Raw genomic sequence first — 18,400 nt, 5'->3', positions numbered from 1 at the left:
CCCCAGGAGGCACGTTGACCACCACCGACCCCACGCATCCGGCCCCGGAGCCGCTCCACCGCCTGTTCTTCGAGAAACCCGGGCCGCCCCGCCCCGCCGAGCTGCCGGGAGGCGGCCCCGCCTGGCTGGTCAGCCGGTACGAGGACGTCCGCCAGGTGCTCTCGGACCCCCGGTTCGGCCGGGCCCAGCTGTACGCCCCCGACGCGCCCGCCCTCTCCGGCGTACCCGACCTCGTGAACGACCCCGACCTGATGTTCAACCAGGACGGCCCCGACCATCTCCGGCTGCGCCGCACCCTGCGGCGCGCGTTCACCCCGAGGGCCGTCGCCCGCTGGCGGCCCTGGATCGCCGCGATAGTGGAGGAGCTCCTCGGCCGGCTGGGAACCCGGCCCCAACCGGTCGACGTCGTCGCGGAGTTCGCCCTCCCGCTGCCGGCGGCGGTGGTCAGCCGCCTCATGGGGCTCGACGAGTCCGCGTGGGACCGGATGCGGCACTGGAGCGAACACGCCTTCTCCGACGGCACCCACGAGCGCGAGCAGGTGGCAGCGGTCCTCAAGGAGTTCAGCGCGTTCGGCGCGCACCTCCTCGAGGAGCGGCGCCGGACCCCGGGCGAGGACCTGATCAGCGGTCTGGTCGCGGCGGCCGACGAGGAAGGCGGCGTTCCCGAGACCCAGTTGGTCACCCTGGTGTGCGGGCTGGTCGTCGGCGGCCACGACAGCACGATGACCATGCTCGGCAACGCACTGCTCTACCTGCTGGGCGAACGCCGTGAGACCTGGTCCCGCCTCGGCGCCGACGAGGAGGCCGCGGGGCGTCTCGTGGACCGCCTCGTCCACCTCGTCCCGCTGGGCGACGACCGGGGCAGCACCCGCCACGCCGCCGAGGACGTCGAGGTAGGAGGAGTGACGATCCCGGCGGGCGCGATCGTGCTCGCCGACTGCGGCATGGCCAACCGCGACCCGGAGGTCTTCCCGCCCGCCACCCTCCACGACCTGTTCGCCCCACTGGAGGCCCCCACGCTCTCCTTCGGCGCCGGCCCCCACTACTGTCTCGGCGCCTGGCTGGCCCGCACGGAGCTCCAGCTCGCCCTGCACCGCCTGGCCGCCCGTTTCCCGGAGCTGCGCCTGGCCGCCCCCGTCGACACGGTCGTGTGGCGGACCGGGACGACCTCCCGCAGTCCGCGGCGGCTCGGCGTCGGTTGGTAGGGCGGGGAACGGCAGGGGTGCGCCGGTTCGTCCGGCGCACCCCTGCCGCCGTCAGCCGCGTGCGACGGCGATCGAGCCCCCGAGCCGGTCGCCCGCCTCGTAGACCAGGTACGGCACGCCCCGGTCCGTGCCGAAGCTCGGTGAGGCGGCGCGGCCGTTCTCCGGGGCCGCGCTGCCCGAGTCGTAGAAGACGCCGAGGTGGTCGCGGCGGGAGAAGTCGTTGCCGACCTCGGTGATCAGGATGTTCCCGCCGTTCTCCTTGCCGGAGTGGTAGACGACGAACGTGCTGCCGCCCCGGGTCAGCAGATGCGGACCGCTGAGGTTGTTCACGCCGACATCGGAGTGGCGCACCAGCGGCTGCTGGGCGAAGGCCCAGTCGCGGCCGTCCTTCGACCAGCCCCAGGCGATGTCACGATGGTTGGACTGGTTGTTGATCATGAAGAGCATCACGTACCGCGCACCGCGCGCGGGCAGGTCGTGCCGGAACACTCGCGCGTAGGACGTCTCGCTGGTGCCCGCCGGAAGCATGTCCTTGGTGAGCACGGCCCTGTCGTACGTGAACGTGACGCCGTCCTTGGACCGGGCGAGCCGGGTCGTGTGGTTCTCGCCGTGGAAGTAGAGCCACAGCTCCTTGACGTCCTCGTTCCACAGGACGTGCGGCGAGGAGACATGGCTGACCCGGTAGTGTGGCTGCCAGTCGTTGGAGACCAACGGGTTCGCCGGGTACTCAGTGAACGGGCCCTCCAACGAGTCGCCGTAGGCCAGGCAGATGCCACCGGGCGCGTCGTGCGGGGCGTAGTAGAGGTAGTAGCGGCCCAGCGGGTTCGCCAGCTTGTCGTAGACGCCCCGGATGCACGGGAAGATGATCTCGCCCGTCGGGTTGTACGTCAGCTGGGAAGGCGTCAGCAGTGGCCCCAGATGGCGGTAGTCCGGGAATCCGCCGGGGGCCGCGACCGCGCTCCCCGCCCCCGCGCCGGTGGCGATCAGTCCGGCGGTCACCGCCGTGCCGGCCAGCGCGCCCCGCAGGAAGATGCGGCGGCTCGGGTGGGTCGCGGCGGCCGCGACCGGAGTGTCCTCGTACTGTGTCATGTCGTTCTCCGTCCCGAAGAGATGAGCGATCACAGATAACTGGCGGCGGTGACACAGAAGCCGCCGAGCGCCACGGCCCAGACGTACGGCAGGGTCCGCAGCATCACCTGCTGCGGCGTCACCCCCGCGTACTGTGCGCTCCACACGGTCTGCGTGCTGGTGGGGTCCGACACCCCGAACACCTGGTTGTACGAGGTCGCCAGGCCCAGCACCGCGACGGCCGGGTAGATGCCGGCGGCGATGAGGACGCCCGCTATGCCCGCGCCGAGACCGTAGACGTTCAGCGGCCCCCGGTACAGGCAGAGCGGCACGAGCAGTGTGAAGACCAGGACGAACAGCACCGGGTTCTGCGGGCTGACGGCCTTGACCAGCGGCTCCAGCGCCTCCACCGCACCGGGCAGCTTCACCGCGGCGAGCAGGATACCGATCGCGATGAACAGGACGATCGGGGCCGCGGCGACCTCGAAGGAGCCGTACAGCGTCCGCAGCAGCCGCTTGTTCATCTCGCGCGGCCGAGTGGTCGTGACGAGCGCGAACAGGACGCCCGCCAGCATCGACGGCAGGATCGCCACCTCGAAGCCGAGGGCCAGGACCAGCGGCACGAGGGGGGTGAGGAGCGCGTACCAGGGGGCGTCGCCCAGCTGCTCGCGACGCGAAACGGGCTTGGCGGAAGCCGACTTGAGCGACCAGGCGTGCTCGACGCCGCGCCTGCGGGTCTCGACGAGGACGAACAGGACGGCGGCGGCCAGCGCGAACGGGAACAGCTTGATCATGAAGCCGCGCACGGTCTCGACGGGCAGTTCCAGCGCGGTGGAGAAGAACTGCCAGACAGGCAGCTCGAACGGCACGCCGGCCGCGATGCCCATCAGGATCGTCCCGGCGGCCGTGACCTTGGGGATGCCGACGGCGATCATGGCGGGGATGCCGATGATCCCGGCGAGCATCGCCGCGGGGGCCGAGCCGGTGACCGTGCCGACCAGGGTGGAGACGCCGAGGACGCCCAGGGCGACCACCACCGGACGGTCCCCGCCGAACTCGACGATCTTGCGCACCAGGGTGCCCGCGATGCCGGTCTCGTCCAGGAGCCTGCCCAGCCAGGAGCCGAGCAGGATCGCGATCATCGTGGCGCCGAGAGCCGGCGCGCCTTCCTGGACGACCGTGTCCAGCACACTGTTCTCGCCGGTCAGCGGGGCGCCCGCGACGAAGGCGATGACGACGGCCAGGATGACGAGCGCGAAGGCGGTGGGCAGCCTGCGGGTGAGCATCGCGGCGACACCGGCCGCCATGACAAGAAGGATGACGACGCCCATGGCGTTACTTCTCTCTTCCGTGCGGGGATCCGGCTGCGGACCCGTGCCGAGGTTCGGCCGCGGTGGCCAGGGCGGCCGTCAGCAGGAGCGGACTGCGGCCCAGGCCGCAGACCGTGCGGGCGTGGGCATGGGCGGCGATCTCGTCGGCGCCCGCGACATGGCCGTACAGGGTGTACCGGCCGGCGCGCAGCACCACGTGGCCCAGGGCGTGCTTGAGCGCCTTCTTCGCCGGACCGTGGTGGAGCCGCTCGTGCACCGCCTCGTGCGCGATCGCCGCCGCCCGGACCGACCCGGCCGGGTACCGGCCCCGCCAGCCGAGCAGGTCGATCAGCTCGTCGGCGAGCGCCAGGGTGTCGGTGAACAGTTCGACGGTGGGCACCGGCCGGGACGTGTAGCGGGCGAGGAGCCCCTTCGTGAGGCCACCGCCGCTCTCCACGATCCGGGCCGTCGCCGCGACCGGTGGCAGCGCCGCGCCGAACGCGTCGGCGGTACGGGCCCAGTGGCGCAGCAGCTCCGGGTCACGCCCCTCGTGCGTGGGCGTGTTCGCGAGCAGCCGGGCGCCGAACTCGGTGTCGTCGTCGGCCTCCAGCGCCGAAATGGCCGTGCGTGCTGCCCGGTCGAGCAGGGCGGTCGTCATGAGCGCACCTCCACGACCGCGACGACCGGTTCGTCGGCGGCGCGGGCGCGCAGTTCGCTGCGGGCCAGCGCCAGCAGCGGATCCGGGTCGATCACCCCGGACAGGTCCGCGATCCGGGACCCGAGCAGCAGCCGCAGCGCCGGGGCGCGGACGCCGCCGTCACCGTACGACGTGGCCTCCTTCACCAGCCCGGCGAGGACCTCGGGCGCCTGCCCCACGGTGGTCGTCTCCACCCGGGCGTCCGGCGCGTGCAGCCGTACGACGCCGTCCGCGTCCACGACCCGCACCGGGTGCCGGGCCGCCCGGAAACGCCGGTGCACCTCGGTGCCGTACACGGTGTGGGCCGGTGTGCCCGCGAGCACCCGTACCGAGGCCGGATCGGTCCGCAGGCTCGTCGCGGCGGCGCGCAGCCGGTCCGCCTCGCCGGCGCGGTGGGCACGGTCCTGGGTGCGCAGTTCGGTGGCGCCGGTCGCCACGGCCCGTACGGTGCTGGTCTGCGGGTCGACCGTGACCTCCACCTCCACCCCGTCGGCGGCGGCCCCCTGGGCGATGACGGCGGCCTCGGCCTCGGCGCGCACGGCGAGGATCTGTTCCTGGCCGGCGCCGGGGATGATCCGCTCGACCTGTTCCCGGATGAGGGCCAGGGCCACGCCGATCGGGCTGATCACCTCGTTGTGCTGGGCGATCCTGCCCTCCTGGCCGGTCATGGCCGCCAGATGCGGGGTCACGGAGGCCGCGCCGCCGCCCCCGCCGACGAGCAGCGCGGTGTCCTTGTCCAGCCGGTAGTCGCGCGTCATCTCCTCGACCACGGACCTCACCTGCTCGGTGCCCGCGTCCAGGAGCTTCGTCGCGGCCGAGGCGACATCGGTGCCGAGCGCGGCGGCCAGCGGGGCGATCGCGGCCCTCGCCACGGCCGGGTCGCACCGGGCGAAGTCCCCCTCAGGCACCCGGCCCAGCGCGTTCGCCGCGCAGGTCATGGTGATCGCGAACCGGCCCCCGGCGGCGTCGAGCACCGCGTAGTCGTCGGGGTCGTCCGCCAGCGGACGGATCGTGGTGACCTTCGCGTCGCGCAGGTCGTCCTCGGTCGCGAAGCAGGCGTACGGCAGCCCCGCGATGTGCGCGCTGCGCGGACCGACGCCGACGACCCTGCCGCCGTCGACGCGGACCATCGATCCGCCGCCGACCCCCACGGTCCGCACGTCCAGCGCCGAGAGGTACGACGTCCGGCCGAGCATGGTGGCGTGCCGGACGGCGACCTTGCCCCGCCGCACGACGCTGATGTCCGTGGACGTGCCGCCGGTCTCCAGGAACAGGCCCTCGCTGACACGCTCCTGCATCAGCGCGCCGGCGACGCCCGCCGCCGGTCCGGACAGCACCGTCAGCAGCGGCCTGCGCCGCATCTCGTCCAGCGACATCACCCCGCCGTCGCACCGCATCACCATCAGCGGCGCGCTCACGCCCGCCTTGGTGATCGAGGCGTCGACCAGATCGGCGGTGGCGAGCATGCGCGGCAGGATCGCGGCGTTCACCACGGCGGTCCGGGTCCGCTTGTGGAGCCCGTACAGCGACGTGATGTCGTGCGCGGCGGTCGTCGGCAGCCCCCGCTCCTCGGCGGCGGCGACGACCGCGTCCTCCCCTTCGGGGCGGTCGACGCTGAACGGCTGGCTGGCGACGACGACTTCTGCGCCCTCCCGCACGACCGCGTCGAGTGCGGCGCGCACGGCGGTCGCGTCGTCCGGGTCGGCCACATGCCCGTAGACGAGCGGCAGCCGCTTGCCGGGCGTCAGCTCCAGCTTGCGGAACGCGGCCAGCCGACGGGTCAGCGTGGCGCTCGGGCCCGCGCCGATCCCGATCAGACCGACGGTGGCGACGTCGCCCTCCAGCAGGGCGTTGGTAGCCTGTGTGGTGCCGTGGGCGAGGAACGTCACGTCCTCGGGCGTGTGGCCGGTCTGCTCCAGCAGGCGGTCGAGAGCTTCGACGATGCCGTGGGCGACGCCGTCCTCGTGGTGGTGGCTGGTGGGAACCTTCACCTGCCCCAGCAGGCTCAGGGTCGTGGCGTCTACGGCCACGGCGTCGGTGAAGGTTCCGCCCACGTCGATGCCGACGCGGATGCGGTGGGTGTTCATGGCTGGGCACCTCCTTGTGCGGGTGGCAGGGCGAGGGCGGCGGGTCCGGACGTCGCGAGACGGCCGGGGCCCGGGGCCGGGCGGGTACAGGTGGAGCTGCGCCCGCCCGGCGCTCCGCGCTCACTCTGGGGGCCGTGCGGTGAAGTGGGTCTGTGTGTCGCGTACTGCGATGAAGCGGATGATGCGTCGTCCGCGCCGTCCGTCGTCCGCGGACGGGGTCGGTCAGTAGCCGCGTACGTCCGGCCAGTGGCGCTGCACGCCGTCGCGCTCCAGCAGTGCGGCGAACGCCTCGAACCGCTTGTCCTCGGCCTGGACCCGGTGCGGCTCGACGCCCTCGGCGACGCAGTGCGCGGCCAGCGCGCCGGCGACCTCGCCGATGTTCCATTCCACCGGGTGGAGCCGGTAGCAGCCGTTGGTGATGTGCGTCGTGCCGATGTTCTTGCCCGCGGGAAGCAGGTTGCGGACGCGGCGCGGGATGAGCGCGCCGAGCGGGATCTCGAACGGCACCGAACCGATGTCGACGTAGTTGTCGCCGCCGGTCGAGGGGTGCAGGTCGATGCGGTAGTTGCCGACGCCCACCGAGTCCCGGTAGCGGGTGCCGCCGTAGGGACCGACGATGTCGATCGAGACGTCGTGCTCGGTGACCGTGGTGACGGCCTTGATCCGCCGCGACTCCCGTACGTAGGGGGCCTTGGCCAGACCGTCCGCCGTGCCGGTGACGTCCCCGCGCAGCCGCAGCCCCGGGAATCCGGTGCCGCCGTCCGCCCGGGGGGCCTCGGTCTGGAGCCAGTACAGGACGGAGAGCGACAGCTGGCGGGCCTCGGCGAGCGCGGCGGCCGACGTCTCCTCGCCCCCGCCGATCAGCGGCTTCAACCAGTAGTCGTTCAAAGGCCAGTTGACCAGAGTGATGTCGGAGTCGAACGCTCCGGGCCGGTGCAGCTTGCGGGCCAGGATCCGACGGAAGCCGAACAGCTCCTTGTCGCCGGCGTCGGCCGACTGGTCGGCGTTGACGTCCAGCGGATCCAGCTCCGGGTTGGGCACGAAGGTCCGCGGGACGGCCTCCAGGCTGCGCGGGTCGGGTGCGAGGAAGCCGAGCAGCGGCCCCGGCCAGAAGTCCGGCCGGTAGGAGCGCCAGAAGTCGTAGTCGGCGGGGCGCTCGATGGTGTGGTCCTCGCCCTCGTGGTGCGAGAGCGCGAAACACACGGTGATGCCCTGCTGGTTGAGGGGCTGTGCCTCCTCGGGCGCGTGCGGTTCGTCGAACTCGCTCCGCGCCTCGGCGCCGATCACATGCTCCACCCCGGCGAGTTCGAGCAGTTCACCCGTCTCGGTGGCGTCGATGACGTAACGCGCGCTGATGGTCGTGCGGTCGCCACCACGCAGGTCGACCAGGGTGACGGACCGTACGGTGTCGTCGTCGCCGGCTTCGGCGGCCACCGGCCGGTGCTCGGTGAGGAGCGTCAGCAGCCCCGAGGAGCGGTGCGGCGCGAGCATGGCCTCCATCACGCTCAGGGCGACGCGCGGCTCGTGGCACAGCTTGCTGACGCGCCCGGCGCCCGGATTGAGGTTGCGCAGGGCCAGGGCCTCGGAACGCATCGGGTACCACTGGCGGTAGTAGTCCCGGATGGACTCGCGCAGCGTGCGGTACGAGGCGGTGGTGCCGAACTCCTCGACCCACGGGTGTTCGTCCGGCGGAACCGCCTGCGAGGTGAGCTGGCCGCCGATCCAGTCCGTCTCCTCGGTGAGGACGACGGTGCGCCCCGCCCGGCAGGCGGCGAGAGCGGCGGCCACGCCGCCGAGTCCGGCGCCCACGATGAGGATGTCGGGTTCCGATATCACGGTTCTCCTTGAAGTGCTGTGTGAACGTGTTGCGTTGGAGCTGGTGCGACCCCCTCCGGGGGTCGGGTCGAAGAGATACGGGAGCGTCAGGGACGTACGGGGGCCGGTCCGGCCGTTGAGCCGGGCCGGAAGGCGCAGGCCACCAGGGGTTCCGTAGCCTCCTCCCCGGCCACCAGGGCGGCGAGCATCCGCACGGCGGCCGCGCCGAGTTGGGGCCGGGGGACGTCGAAGCCGGTGGGCACGGGCCCGTCCGCGAGATCCGGCGGGGGGCTGCCGAGCAGGGCGAGCGTGGCGTCGCGGGGGCAGTCGATGCCGACGAAGTGCGCGGCGCCGTGCAGGGCGCGCCAGGCGTCGCCGGTGTCGGTCTCCTCCGCGACGAACGCGGTCACGCCGTCGTCGAGCCAGCCACGCAGCCGCTCGGCCGTCAGATCGCTCTCGGGGGCGGCGGAGCGGAAGACGGCGGCGGGACCGCCGGGCAGCCCCGCCTCCTCCAAGCCCTTGAGGAAGCCGTGCTCACGGTCGGTGGAGGCGGGCGCCTCGTCGTCCTCCCGGACGAGCACGATGCGCCGGTGGCCGAGCGATGCGAGGTGCGCGACGACCTCCTGGCTCGCGCTGATGTAGTCGGCGCCGACCCAGGCCAGCCCCTCCAGCTCGTCCCGGCGGCCCAGGTGGACCACGGGGAAGCCGTCGGCGACCAGCCGCAGCAGTTCGTCGGCGGGGGCGTGGCGTCCCAGGAACAGACAGCCGTCGGCGAGCCGCACCCGGTTGAGGGCGTTCGGCCCGGCGGCCCCCGCGCCGCCCGTGCTGGAACCGGTGAAGAGCACCAGGTCGTAGCCCCGGGCCGCCGCTTCCTGCTCGACGCCGACCAGGAAGGGGTAGTACGAGTGCTGTACGTCGGTGGGAAACGTGGAGGTGAAGCTGAAGACCCCGAGCAGATTGTTCCGGGCTGCGGCGAGACGGCTGGCGGCCGGATCCGGCACGTAGCCCAGCGCCCGGACCGCGTCGAGGACCTTCTGCCGGGTCTCCTCGGAGATCGTCGCGCCTTGCTTCCGGGCTCCCAGCACCAGCGAGACGGTGGCCTGCGAGACCCCGGCGAGCCGGGCGACTTCGGCCTGGCGCGGACGGGACGTACGGCCGGCGGGGGCGGGCGCCCGGCCCGGCCTGGACCGCTTCCTGGGTTCTTCCACGGTGTTCCTCCGGATCACTAATGCGTATTACTAATGCGCATTAGTGAGTACTGTGAACCTCCGTTCCGCAGGGGTCAAGGGATTGCGCAAGACTTCTTTCGGCCTTGTGGGCACAGGTCTGTGCGTCCGGGCCCGGCGCTCGCCGGGCCCCGCACCGGGGCTCACCAGTCGTGGACGGTCCCGTCATGAAGACGGTTGACCGGCAGATGCGCGGTCTCGTACAGGTGGACGGCGGCCGCCACCCCGACCGGGGAGATGTCCTCCCGGGAGCGAGGGGACGGCGCGCGCGAAGGAGGCCGAAACGGGCCCCGCGCCCCGTCGGGTCCCCGCCGACGCGCTGGGGACTCGGGGGGCGGGTGGCGCCCGCGGAGCACCGTCCGCGAGGGGGCGGGTGTGTTCCGCGTACTCCGTCCCCTTCTCCACGGGCTTGCGCGGTTCTTGCCCCATGGCTTCGTCTCCGGCGGTGCCGCGATACTGCGACGAGCCGTTGACCCGAAGGGACCCACGTGACGCACCCATTCTCCGCGACCACCCGCCTCGGCCTCGGCGGCGTGGCGCTCCTGCTCGTCCTCGCGAGGCCCACCCTGCCCGCTGCCGCCACCCCGGCGGACGCCGCCCCCACCCCCGCGGCGGTGACCGTCGAGGAGCGGCGCCTCGATCGGACCGCGCCGCAGGAGATCCTGCGGCGCAGCGGGTTCGACTCCTTCGCCCCGCGCTTCGAGCGTGCCCTGCGGGGCTCCGGCGGTTACGCGCAGGCCGAGCGGACGGTCACCCGCCACGCCTCGGCGCTGTGGCGGCGTGCCGTGGACCGCGCCCAGGGCCGAGGGCCGGCCACGGGCGACTTGAGCCGGGGCGATGACCGCCCGCTGTACTGGGCCCGACTCGCGCTCAGCCGTGAACTCCGGTCGTGGAAACCCTGGTTCGGGCTGAGTGACGAGCAGCGCGAGTCCTTGCACACCGCCCTGGGGACCTCCTCGCGCGGTCAGCACGACATCCGCTTCCCGGGCCACAGGGTGAAGCGGGTCCTCGTCACCGGCTTCGACCCGTTCACCCTGGACAGGGACGTCCGGATCGGCAATCCCTCGGGCGCGAGCGCGCTCGCCCTGGACGGCACCCTGATACGGACCTCGGAGGGGCCGGCAAGGATCGAGACGGTCGTCTTCCCGGTGCGCTGGGCGGACTTCGCGGAGGGAGCCGTGGAGCGGGCCCTCGCCCGTCAGCTGCCCCGCCTGGACCTGTTCACCACCGTCAGCCAGGGCCGCCAGGGCCGCTTCGACGTGGAGCGCACCAACGGCGCCTGGCGCGGCGGCTTCCCCGACAACGAGAACGCGGCGAGCACCGGGACCGTCCCCGTCGACGACCCCGGCTCGCAGCCGCAGTGGACGACGACCACGCTCCCGTACCGGCAGCTCACCGAAGCGGACACGGGCCGCTTCCCGGTGTACGACAACACCGAGGTCACCGAGATCCCGGCGGGCGGCAGCCAGCCGGTGACCAGGCCGGACGGACCCACGCCCGGCTCGGCGTCGCGGGCCGGAGGCGGCGGCGACTACCTCTCCAACGAGATCGCCTACCGGGCCACCCTGCTGCGCGACCGGCTGGTCCTGCCCGACCTGCCGGGCGGTCATCTCCACACTCCGGTGCTGCGGTTCGGCGCGGAGAACACGGACCCGCGGACGGGCACGGTCACCGACCCGGACTTCGAGCGGAACCGGGCGGACATCGTCAGCCAGGTGAGGGAGCTGGTGAGGACGGCGGTGGGGACCCCGGCTCCGCGCCCGTAGTCCTCGTCACTCGCAACCGGAGGAGATCTCCTGGAAGTTGTCGTAGTGGTCGCCGGTGTACCAGACGGTGTGCGTGTCCTGGTCACGGACGACACGTTCGGCGTCGCGGTGCTCCCCCCGGTTGCGGGGGTTGACGTCGTACTCGCGGTAGCGGCCCTCCAGGGGCAGGTCCCCGGAGCGGTTGCGGTAGACGTTGCTGCCGCGGATGACCAGACGGGTGTCCGCGACGGGGTAGTCGGTGGGCCGGGAGGACTGCGGCCACGTCAGGTCCTGCCAGATCTCGCAGGCTTCCTGGACCTGCCCGGGGAACTCCTCGACCGGCAGAGCCGGTTCGATGATGTCGGCCGATCGCACGGCGAGATGTGCCGGGGTCTGGAGGGGAGCGGCGGAAGAGGCCGCCGGGGCCGCGAACACGGTCAGGAGCAGGGCGGCGGCCGCCACATGGCGAAGGTTGCGCAGGGTAGTCATGCTTTCTGCAACCGCCTGCGAGCGCCGGGGATACGGCTCGCTCCGGCTGAACTTCTTCCGGCGCTGGTCATCGGCGTAGAGGGAACCCGAACGGCGCTACCACCGGGCGGGCCCCTGGTACGGGTCAGCGGCGAGGGCGGTCCGGATAGGATGCCGATATGACGGAGAGTGAGTTGCTGATCGACCTGCGTGGCCGCCGGATCGAGACGCTCGATGATTTCTGGGACGCGGTGACCGGGCCCTGCGGGCTGCCCGACTGGTTCGGCCGGAACCTCGACGCCTGGGCGGACACCATCCACGGACGTGGCATCTCCGACGTGATCGACCGTCACAGCACCCTGTCCGTCCACGTCGACCGGACAGGGATCTTCGCCGCGAACGATCCGGACGCCCGAGCCCTGGGCGAGGTCTTCGACGGCGAACAGAACAAGCTGGTCGTCCACGCCGTCTGAGCGGCTGCTCGACCGGCGTCGTCCGGTTCAGTGACCCACGACGCCGGTCGAGGTTACGCGTTGACGCTACGGGTTACGGGAAGGTCGGGAACGCCGGCGGCGTCGCCGCGCCCGGGACGTAGTCGAAGTTGGGCGTGAGCGTGCCGAAGAGGCTGCCGGCCCGGGGAGCCGTCGCTCCGGTGGCTGCCGCGAAGAGGTCAGCGGCCTCCTGAGTGACGTAGAACGGCGCCTTCTTGATACGGAAGCCGGTGGGGCTCGGGCGGGCGCCGGCCATGACCTCGACGTAGGTGGACTCGGCGATCACCACTTCCTCGCTGAGCTTCGCGCCGTCGATCGACACGCCCGCGGAGTAGGCGGGCGTCGGCATGACGCGGATGAACGTGGACTGCAGGGTGATGCTCTTGCCGGACGCCTGGTGCTTGATCCTGAGTCCACCGGGGTAGAAGATGCGTCCCTTGGCATCGAGCCCGTCACCGGCCGTCGAACCGATGGGCATGCTGAAACCCCGGCCGTCGGCGTCCATCACGAACGGGCTGATGGCCTCCAGGGCGATGCCCTCGCGCTCCATCCAGGCGAGGGTCTCGTCACCGATCGTCACCTGGGCGGAGCCCCACGGGGAGATGTAGGCGCCCGGCAGCGGGGCGGCGGCAGCAGTCCTGACGGCGCCGGCCGGCTGCTGGGCGGCAGCCCCGGACGACGTCAGGCCGAGCGGGACGGAGAGCGCGGCCACGGCGGCCACGGCGATGAGACGGCGGATCGCGTGCATACCCATGGGGGGTCCAGTCTGTGAGGAGGGTGGGGGGAAGGCGTCAGATGCTCTTCCCGGAGGGTCCACGAACGCGGGAACAAGAGAGAGTTCGGCGTCGGGACGACAAGCCGGTCGAAGATCGACTTCGCGATGAGTATGCCTACCCATGCATGGTTTTTCGACCATGCGGGCCGGTCGTTGGTCCATCCGGTGGGAAAGTTCCACGCGGCGAGTGACGCGCGACGCGGAGCAGTCACTCCAAGATCATTCGCGCCGTTGGCCGTGGTGACTCCCCTCCCACGACAGCCCTGGAGACTCGCGTGCCCACAACCCCCAGAACGTCCGCGAGCGGCTCACCGGCCCGTCCACGCATCGGTCTCCTCGCCGCCACCACGGCCGCGCTCACCGCAGCCGCCCTGTCCGGACAGTTCATGGGCGTCGGCCAGGCGGGCGGCCACATCGACGCCCCCTCGGCCGTGCTGGACTCCCCGGCGGACCTGACCGACGTGTACGCCTTCACCAGCCCGGACGACACGGACATGGTCACGCTCATCGCGAACGTGCGCCCCTTCCAGGTCCCCGGCACCGCGGCCAACGCGCTGGTGGACTTCCCGTTCGCGACCGGCGCCCGGTACGAGATCCACACGGACGCCGACGGCGACGGCGCGTCCGACACCACCTACCGCTGGACCTTCCGGGACGAGGACCGTCGGCCCTTCGGGGTAGGACCGAAGGTCGGGCCGCTGCCGGTCAACTCGCTCGACGACCGGTCGCTCGGGGTACGCCAGAAGTACACCCTGGAGAAGATCGACGCGGGCGGCGCCGGCCGGACGCTCCTGAAGGACGCGATCGCCTCACCCACCCACACCGGGCGGGCCCTGATGCCCGACTACGGCAAGCTGCGGCAGCAGGCGACCCGCCAACTCCCCGGCGGAGGACGGACCGTGGCCACCCAGGCGGCGGAGGCGTTCAAGGCGGACACCCAGGTCTTCGGCCTGTACACGGTCGGCACCAGCGGACCCGTGCCCGGATGGCTGCCCGACGCCCAGCCGCTCTCGGCGCTGAACGTGAACAGCCTGATCCTGCAAGTCCCCAAGAAGGAGGTCGCCCTGAAGGGCGACCCGGAACGCAACCCCGTCGTCGGCGTGTGGGCGTCCGTCTCCCGGCAGGGCGCGGACCTGGAGCGCAGCCTTTCGAAGCAGGCCCCCACCTTCCGGCAGGTGTCCCGGCAGGGCACCCCGCACATCGCGTTCGCCCTGTTCGGCTCCACCGTCGGACTGGCCCGGCCCGGCGGGCCCGAAGACCGCTTCCAGGCACGTCTGCCGAAGGACGACCACCTGGAAGGCGACTTCCTGGCCGCCACCCTCGACCCGGTACCGCCGCACCGGATCGAGAGGGCCCAGGGCCGCACGGCGCCGGCCACCCCGCGCCGTGACATCCAGGCCCTGTTCATGAAGGGCATCGGCAAGGACAACGGATCCACGTTCGGCTTCGACCTCAACACCCATACGATGAACGCCGACGCGAGCCCCGAACACATCGTGCTCGCCGAGCAGTTGCGCCTGAACCTCAGCACTCCCGTCACCGCGGATCCGAAGAGCCAAGGTGTCCTCGACGGCGACCTCCAGGGCTTCCCGAACGGGCGGCGCCTGAACGACAACATCGACGGGCCGCTGATCCGCATGCTGGAGGGTGAGCCCGCCGGGCCGTCCGCCGCGGACCTGCTCCCGCGGCCGGTCCTCAGCCTGCAACCCGCCGACGCGCAGGCCACGTTCCCGTACCTCAATCTGCCCCACGCGGGCCCGTGAGGCGTCTGATCACCGCCGCAGGTGCGGTGGCGGCCATGGCCGGGTGCGTGGCGGGACTCCTCCTCCTCGGCCCCGACACCTCCCGGCCGTCGGCCACCACCGCGCCCGCGGGCGCCTCCAGTGAGGGCGCCGGCTCCGCCGACACCATCCGTAAGAGGACAGAGACCCACCCCGACGACCCGACGGCCTGGGCCGACCTGGCGCATGCCGAGATCGAACGGGCCCGCACCACCTTCGACGCGGGCCTGCTCGATGGAGCCGACACGGCGCTGCGCCGCTCCCTCGCCCTCGACGGCACGGACAACTACCGGGCCGTGACAGGCCGGGGACTGCTCGCCAACGCCCGGCACGACTTCGGCGAGGGGCGCCTGCACGGGCTGCGCGCCACCCGGATGGCACCCGACCGGCCGGACGGATACGCCGTACTGGCGGACGCCGAGATCCAGCTCGGGAACTATCCGCAGGCGCGGCACGCCGTACAGCGGATGCTCGACATCGCCCCGGCCACGGCCGCCTACAGCCGAGCCGCCTACGACCTGGAGACCGGCGGGCGACCCGAGGACGCCGCCATCGCACTCCAGCGAGCCGTGGACAGCGCGGTCACCCAGGACGAACGAGCCTTCGCCGAGGCCCGCCTGGGCGACCTGGCCTGGTCCCGGGGCGAGATCGACCGGGCGGCACGACACTACGGGCGCGCCCTGGGCGCCGTGCCGACCCACCCCTACGGGCAGGCCGGACTCGCCCGGGTGGCCGCCGCGCGCGGCCACCCGGACAAGGCGCTCGATCTGTACACACGGCTCGTCGAGCGGATGCCGCTGCCCCAGTTCCTGCTGGAGAGCCTGGACCTTCGGCGCGCGAGCGGAGATGCCCACCGGGGAAGCGAGCGGGCGGTCCTGGCGGCGCAGCTGCGGATGGCCCGTGCGGACGACGGACCCGTCGACCCGCATCTCATCCTCTACGCGGCCGACCACGGCGACCCCGAGGTCGGGGTGGAGCTCGCGCGCAGGGAGTGGAAGCACGTCCGAAGCGTCATCGTCGCCGATGCGCTGGCCTGGTCCCTGCATCGCGCGGGCCGCGACACCGAAGCCCTCACCTATGCGCGCCGGGCGGCCGCCACCGGCTGGCAGAACGCTCTGTTCCGCTACCACCGGGGCACGATCGAGCAGTCCCTCGCTCTGCCCGAGGGGGCCCGCCGCCTGAGCGAGGCCCATGCCCTGAACCCGTATCTCTCCCTGTACCGACCCGACGCAGATGGGTAGTCGATGAAGTTTCCCTGCCGTGCGGCGGTCGTCGCGGCGCCCCTGCTGCTGTCCGGCCTCACCGCGGTACCGACGGCCCAAGCCCACCCGCTGGGCAATTTCAGCGTCAACCACTACGACGGACTGCGTCTGTCGCACGACCGGATCGACGACACCGCGGTCGTCGACAGCGCGGAGATTCCCACCGCCCAGGACGAAGAAGCGACGGACACCGACCACGACGGCACGATCGCACCGGCCGAAGCGGCGGACAGGGCAGCCGATCGATGCGCCCTGCTCGCCGACCGCACCCGCGTCGCCGTGGACGGCAGGCGCGTCGCCTGGCACGTGACACGCTCCACCCTGACCTACGGGAAGGGGACCGCCGGCGTCCCCGTGGCCCGGCTGACCTGTGCCCTGCGGGCCGAAGCCGATCTCTCCCGGCCCGCCGACATCACCTTCACCTCGGGGGCGGATGCGAAACGAGCCGGCTGGAAGGAGATCACCGCCGTCCCGGGCGACCGCGTAGGGCTGGCCACATCGTCCGTTCCCGCGGACAGTCCGAGCGACGTCCTGCTCCACTACCCGGCGGAAGGGAACGAACGGCCACTCGCCGTGGCCGCCGCGAAGCTGCGTACGGAGCCGGGCAGGGGCACGGCCGCTGCTCCCGGCGCACCGGGAGCGGGTGCGCCGGGAGCGGGTGCGCCGGGAGCGCCCCCGGCGGTTCAGGCGCTGGACCGGGGCACCGTGCTCTTCCCCGCGCTGGAGCGCCGGCTCACCGGCCTGACCGCGGGCCGGGACCTCACGTGGTCGGTGGGCCTTCTCGCCGTCCTGCTGACCCTGCTGCTGGGCGCGGGCCACGCCGCACTGCCCGGCCACGCCAAACTGGCGGTCGCCGCCTGCCTGGCCAGACGGGAGGGCGGGGTACGCGCCGCGCTCACGGTCGGAACGACCGTCACGGCCACCCACACCGCGGGGGTCCTGGCGATGGGCCTGATCCTCACCGCGGGCGTCGGCCTGGCCGGGGAACGACTACTGGCATGGCTGGGCGCGATCAGCGGTGCGTTGATCGCGGCACTGGGTGCGGTCCTGGTGGTGACGGCGGTACGGGCCCTGCGCTCGGGCCGCCCACCGGCACAATGGCACCACGGACACAGCCACGGACACGGTCACACCCACGGGCACAGCGACGGACACGGGCACACCCACGGGCACACGCACAGCGAGACGCGGGAACACGCCCTCGCGCACGGTCACCGTCACCGGCCCGACCACCACCACGCACACCCGCACGGTCCCGGCCTCCCGCACAGCCACGGTGACCACGCGTACGAGGCGGAGCTCCGTTCGCCGAAGACCCCGCGCCGCACCGGCCTTCCCGCACTCGTCGGCGTAGGACTCGCGGCCGGTCTCGTCCCCAGCCCCTCCGCCCTCGTCGTCCTGCTCGGCGCCATCGCGCTGAGCCAGACCCTCTTCGGCGTCCTCCTCGTCCTCGGCTACGGACTCGGCATGGCCATCACTCTCACCGCCGCGGGCCTCCTGCTCTCCGGAGGCGGAAGCAGACTCGCCGCACTCAGCGAACGACACCTGCCCTCCCTGCGCCGCTGGACCCGTTACGGGACCGTCCTCACCGCGCTCGCCGTCCTCACCGTGGGCATCAGCCTCGCACTGCGGAGCCTTCTCACCCTCTGAACCACGGTGTTGGCCGCCGGCCCGGCTGAAGTACGGGGTGGGGAACCTCTGAGTGAGGGCCCCGCCTCGGTCGTGAGGGCGGCCGGCACCTTGTCCCCGAGGTACCGGCCGACCCGAGCGGCGCTCAGGCCGCCTTCTTCCATGACGTGAGATGCGCGAAGACCACCACGTTCGCCGAGTAGCCCGCCTTCTCGTCGAAACGCCCGCCGCAGGTCAGCAGCCGTAGTTCGGGCCGTCCGGTCTCCCCGTACACCTTGTCGTCGGGGAACTTGTTCTTCGTGTACGTCTTCACCGCATCCACCGTGAACACCGCGGTCTTGCGGTCCGCACGCACCACGTTGACCTTGTCGCCCCGGCGCAGTGCGTTGAGGTTGAGGAAGATGGCGGGGCCGGTCCTGGTGTCCCGGTGGCCCACGAGCAGCGCCGTGCCGTTCTCACCGGGCGACGGCCCCTTCTCGTACCAGCCCGTCAGCTTGGGCTTGCTCAACGGCGGGGCTCCCAGCCGGCCCTTCGCGTCGAGTCCGAGTCCGGTGACCGCGGACTCGATGAAGATGGCGGGAATGGCGACCTTCAGCGGGCGGGAGGGCACCAGGGGAGCGTGCGAGGCGGGCACGTGCTTCTCCGGTTCGTGCGGTGCCCGCCGGAACGGCTCCCTCCCGCCGCCCGCGGCGTCGCTGCCGCGGGCGGCGGCGACCGTCCGGGTGTCCTCGGAGGAGCCCGAGGACACCCAGACGATGCCGGTCACCAGGGAGAACGTCACGCACAGCGTCATGGTGAGACGGCACGCGCGCGTCGGTCCTCGTCGACGCCGTCGGCAGCG

15 protein-coding genes are annotated in these 18,400 nt (G+C 72.4%); 6 read left to right on the top strand and 9 right to left on the bottom strand.

Annotated features, from left to right (window positions below):
- The first annotated feature begins 14 nt into the window (after positions 1-14).
- Positions 15-1,205: a cytochrome P450 gene (locus AB0F29_RS00550; protein ID WP_361866323.1), complete on the top strand. Its 1,191-nt coding sequence runs from the start codon at positions 15-17 to the stop codon at positions 1,203-1,205.
- A gap of 51 nt (positions 1,206-1,256) precedes the next feature.
- Here AB0F29_RS00550 and AB0F29_RS00545 read toward each other — a convergent pair whose 3' ends face one another.
- The 6 genes from AB0F29_RS00545 to AB0F29_RS00520 all read right to left on the bottom strand — a co-directional run bounded on the left by AB0F29_RS00545 (position 1,257) and on the right by AB0F29_RS00520 (position 9,390).
- Positions 1,257-2,294 carry a hypothetical protein gene (locus tag AB0F29_RS00545; RefSeq protein WP_361866321.1) on the bottom strand — a complete coding sequence of 346 codons (1,038 nt, stop codon included), beginning with the start codon at positions 2,292-2,294 and terminating at the stop codon, positions 1,257-1,259.
- Between the two features lie 29 nt (positions 2,295-2,323).
- A complete protein-coding gene (locus tag AB0F29_RS00540; protein ID WP_361866318.1) occupies positions 2,324-3,604 on the bottom strand; it encodes a TRAP transporter large permease subunit in 1,281 nt (426 codons plus the stop codon).
- 4 nt (positions 3,605-3,608) lie between these two features.
- Entirely contained in the window at positions 3,609-4,241 is a 633-nt protein-coding gene (locus AB0F29_RS00535) for a hypothetical protein (protein ID WP_361866316.1), read from the bottom strand.
- Entirely contained in the window at positions 4,238-6,367 is a 2,130-nt protein-coding gene (locus AB0F29_RS00530; RefSeq protein ID WP_361866313.1) for a hydantoinase/oxoprolinase family protein, read from the bottom strand. The genes AB0F29_RS00535 and AB0F29_RS00530 overlap by 4 nt, the downstream gene beginning before the upstream one ends.
- A gap of 222 nt (positions 6,368-6,589) precedes the next feature.
- Positions 6,590-8,203 (bottom strand): FAD-dependent oxidoreductase, encoded by a 1,614-nt coding sequence (locus AB0F29_RS00525; RefSeq protein WP_361866310.1) that lies wholly within the window; start codon positions 8,201-8,203, stop codon positions 6,590-6,592.
- Positions 8,204-8,289: 86 nt separating this feature from the next.
- Positions 8,290-9,390: a LacI family DNA-binding transcriptional regulator gene (locus AB0F29_RS00520; protein ID WP_361866307.1), complete on the bottom strand. Its 1,101-nt coding sequence runs from the start codon at positions 9,388-9,390 to the stop codon at positions 8,290-8,292.
- Positions 9,391-9,896: 506 nt separating this feature from the next.
- Here AB0F29_RS00520 and AB0F29_RS00515 point away from each other — a divergent pair.
- Positions 9,897-11,174, top strand: coding sequence for a pyroglutamyl peptidase (locus AB0F29_RS00515; protein WP_361866306.1), 1,278 nt, complete (start codon positions 9,897-9,899; stop codon positions 11,172-11,174).
- A 6-nt stretch (positions 11,175-11,180) separates the two neighbouring features.
- Here AB0F29_RS00515 and AB0F29_RS00510 read toward each other — a convergent pair whose 3' ends face one another.
- Complete coding sequence (locus AB0F29_RS00510) at positions 11,181-11,642, bottom strand: ribonuclease domain-containing protein (RefSeq protein WP_361866304.1); 462 nt, start codon at positions 11,640-11,642, stop codon at positions 11,181-11,183.
- A gap of 158 nt (positions 11,643-11,800) precedes the next feature.
- Between AB0F29_RS00510 and AB0F29_RS00505 the strand changes: the two genes are divergently transcribed.
- Positions 11,801-12,094 (top strand): barstar family protein, encoded by a 294-nt coding sequence (locus AB0F29_RS00505; protein WP_361866301.1) that lies wholly within the window; start codon positions 11,801-11,803, stop codon positions 12,092-12,094.
- A 73-nt stretch (positions 12,095-12,167) separates the two neighbouring features.
- On the opposite strand, the gene AB0F29_RS00500 is transcribed toward AB0F29_RS00505, so the two are convergent.
- Positions 12,168-12,866, bottom strand: a complete 699-nt coding sequence (locus AB0F29_RS00500) for a hypothetical protein (RefSeq protein ID WP_361866299.1) — start codon at positions 12,864-12,866, stop codon at positions 12,168-12,170.
- A 296-nt stretch (positions 12,867-13,162) separates the two neighbouring features.
- On the opposite strand from AB0F29_RS00500, the gene AB0F29_RS00495 reads away from it, so the two are divergent.
- The 3 genes from AB0F29_RS00495 to AB0F29_RS00485 are packed head-to-tail and all read left to right on the top strand — an operon-like array spanning position 13,163 to position 17,580.
- On the top strand, positions 13,163-14,650 hold the full coding sequence (locus AB0F29_RS00495) for a DUF4331 domain-containing protein (protein ID WP_361866297.1): 1,488 nt from the start codon (positions 13,163-13,165) through the stop codon (positions 14,648-14,650).
- A complete protein-coding gene (locus tag AB0F29_RS00490) occupies positions 14,647-15,909 on the top strand; it encodes a tetratricopeptide repeat protein (protein ID WP_361866294.1) in 1,263 nt (420 codons plus the stop codon). Before AB0F29_RS00495 ends, AB0F29_RS00490 begins: the two co-directional genes overlap by 4 nt.
- 3 nt (positions 15,910-15,912) lie before the next feature.
- The gene (locus AB0F29_RS00485) at positions 15,913-17,580 is read left to right on the top strand and encodes a nickel transporter (RefSeq protein WP_361866292.1); all 1,668 of its coding nucleotides are present in this window, start codon (positions 15,913-15,915) and stop codon (positions 17,578-17,580) included.
- Between the two features lie 124 nt (positions 17,581-17,704).
- Here AB0F29_RS00485 and AB0F29_RS00480 read toward each other — a convergent pair whose 3' ends face one another.
- A complete protein-coding gene (locus AB0F29_RS00480; RefSeq protein WP_361866290.1) occupies positions 17,705-18,352 on the bottom strand; it encodes a class F sortase in 648 nt (215 codons plus the stop codon).
- Between the last annotated feature and the right edge of the window lie 48 nt (positions 18,353-18,400).

It is taken from the genome of Streptomyces sp. NPDC026589 (assembly GCF_040638385.1).
Classification (GTDB): domain Bacteria; phylum Actinomycetota; class Actinomycetes; order Streptomycetales; family Streptomycetaceae; genus Streptomyces.
This window is presented reverse-complemented; position numbering and strand designations above follow the sequence as displayed.

What these genes read in the sequence shown, in the direction of transcription:
- AB0F29_RS00510 (WP_361866304.1), bottom strand. Translation starts at nt 11,642, where the DNA reads ATGACTACCCTGCGCAACCTTCGCCATGTGGCGGCCGCCGCCCTGCTC.
- AB0F29_RS00540 (WP_361866318.1), bottom strand. Translation starts at nt 3,604, where the DNA reads ATGGGCGTCGTCATCCTTCTTGTCATGGCGGCCGGTGTCGCCGCGATG.
- AB0F29_RS00500 (WP_361866299.1), bottom strand. Translation starts at nt 12,866, where the DNA reads ATGGGTATGCACGCGATCCGCCGTCTCATCGCCGTGGCCGCCGTGGCC.
- AB0F29_RS00530 (WP_361866313.1), bottom strand. Translation starts at nt 6,367, where the DNA reads ATGAACACCCACCGCATCCGCGTCGGCATCGACGTGGGCGGAACCTTC.
- AB0F29_RS00535 (WP_361866316.1), bottom strand. Translation starts at nt 4,241, where the DNA reads ATGACGACCGCCCTGCTCGACCGGGCAGCACGCACGGCCATTTCGGCG.
- AB0F29_RS00485 (WP_361866292.1), top strand. Translation starts at nt 15,913, where the DNA reads ATGAAGTTTCCCTGCCGTGCGGCGGTCGTCGCGGCGCCCCTGCTGCTG.
- AB0F29_RS00480 (WP_361866290.1), bottom strand. Translation starts at nt 18,352, where the DNA reads ATGACGCTGTGCGTGACGTTCTCCCTGGTGACCGGCATCGTCTGGGTG.
- AB0F29_RS00545 (WP_361866321.1), bottom strand. Translation starts at nt 2,294, where the DNA reads ATGACACAGTACGAGGACACTCCGGTCGCGGCCGCCGCGACCCACCCG.
- AB0F29_RS00505 (WP_361866301.1), top strand. Translation starts at nt 11,801, where the DNA reads ATGACGGAGAGTGAGTTGCTGATCGACCTGCGTGGCCGCCGGATCGAG.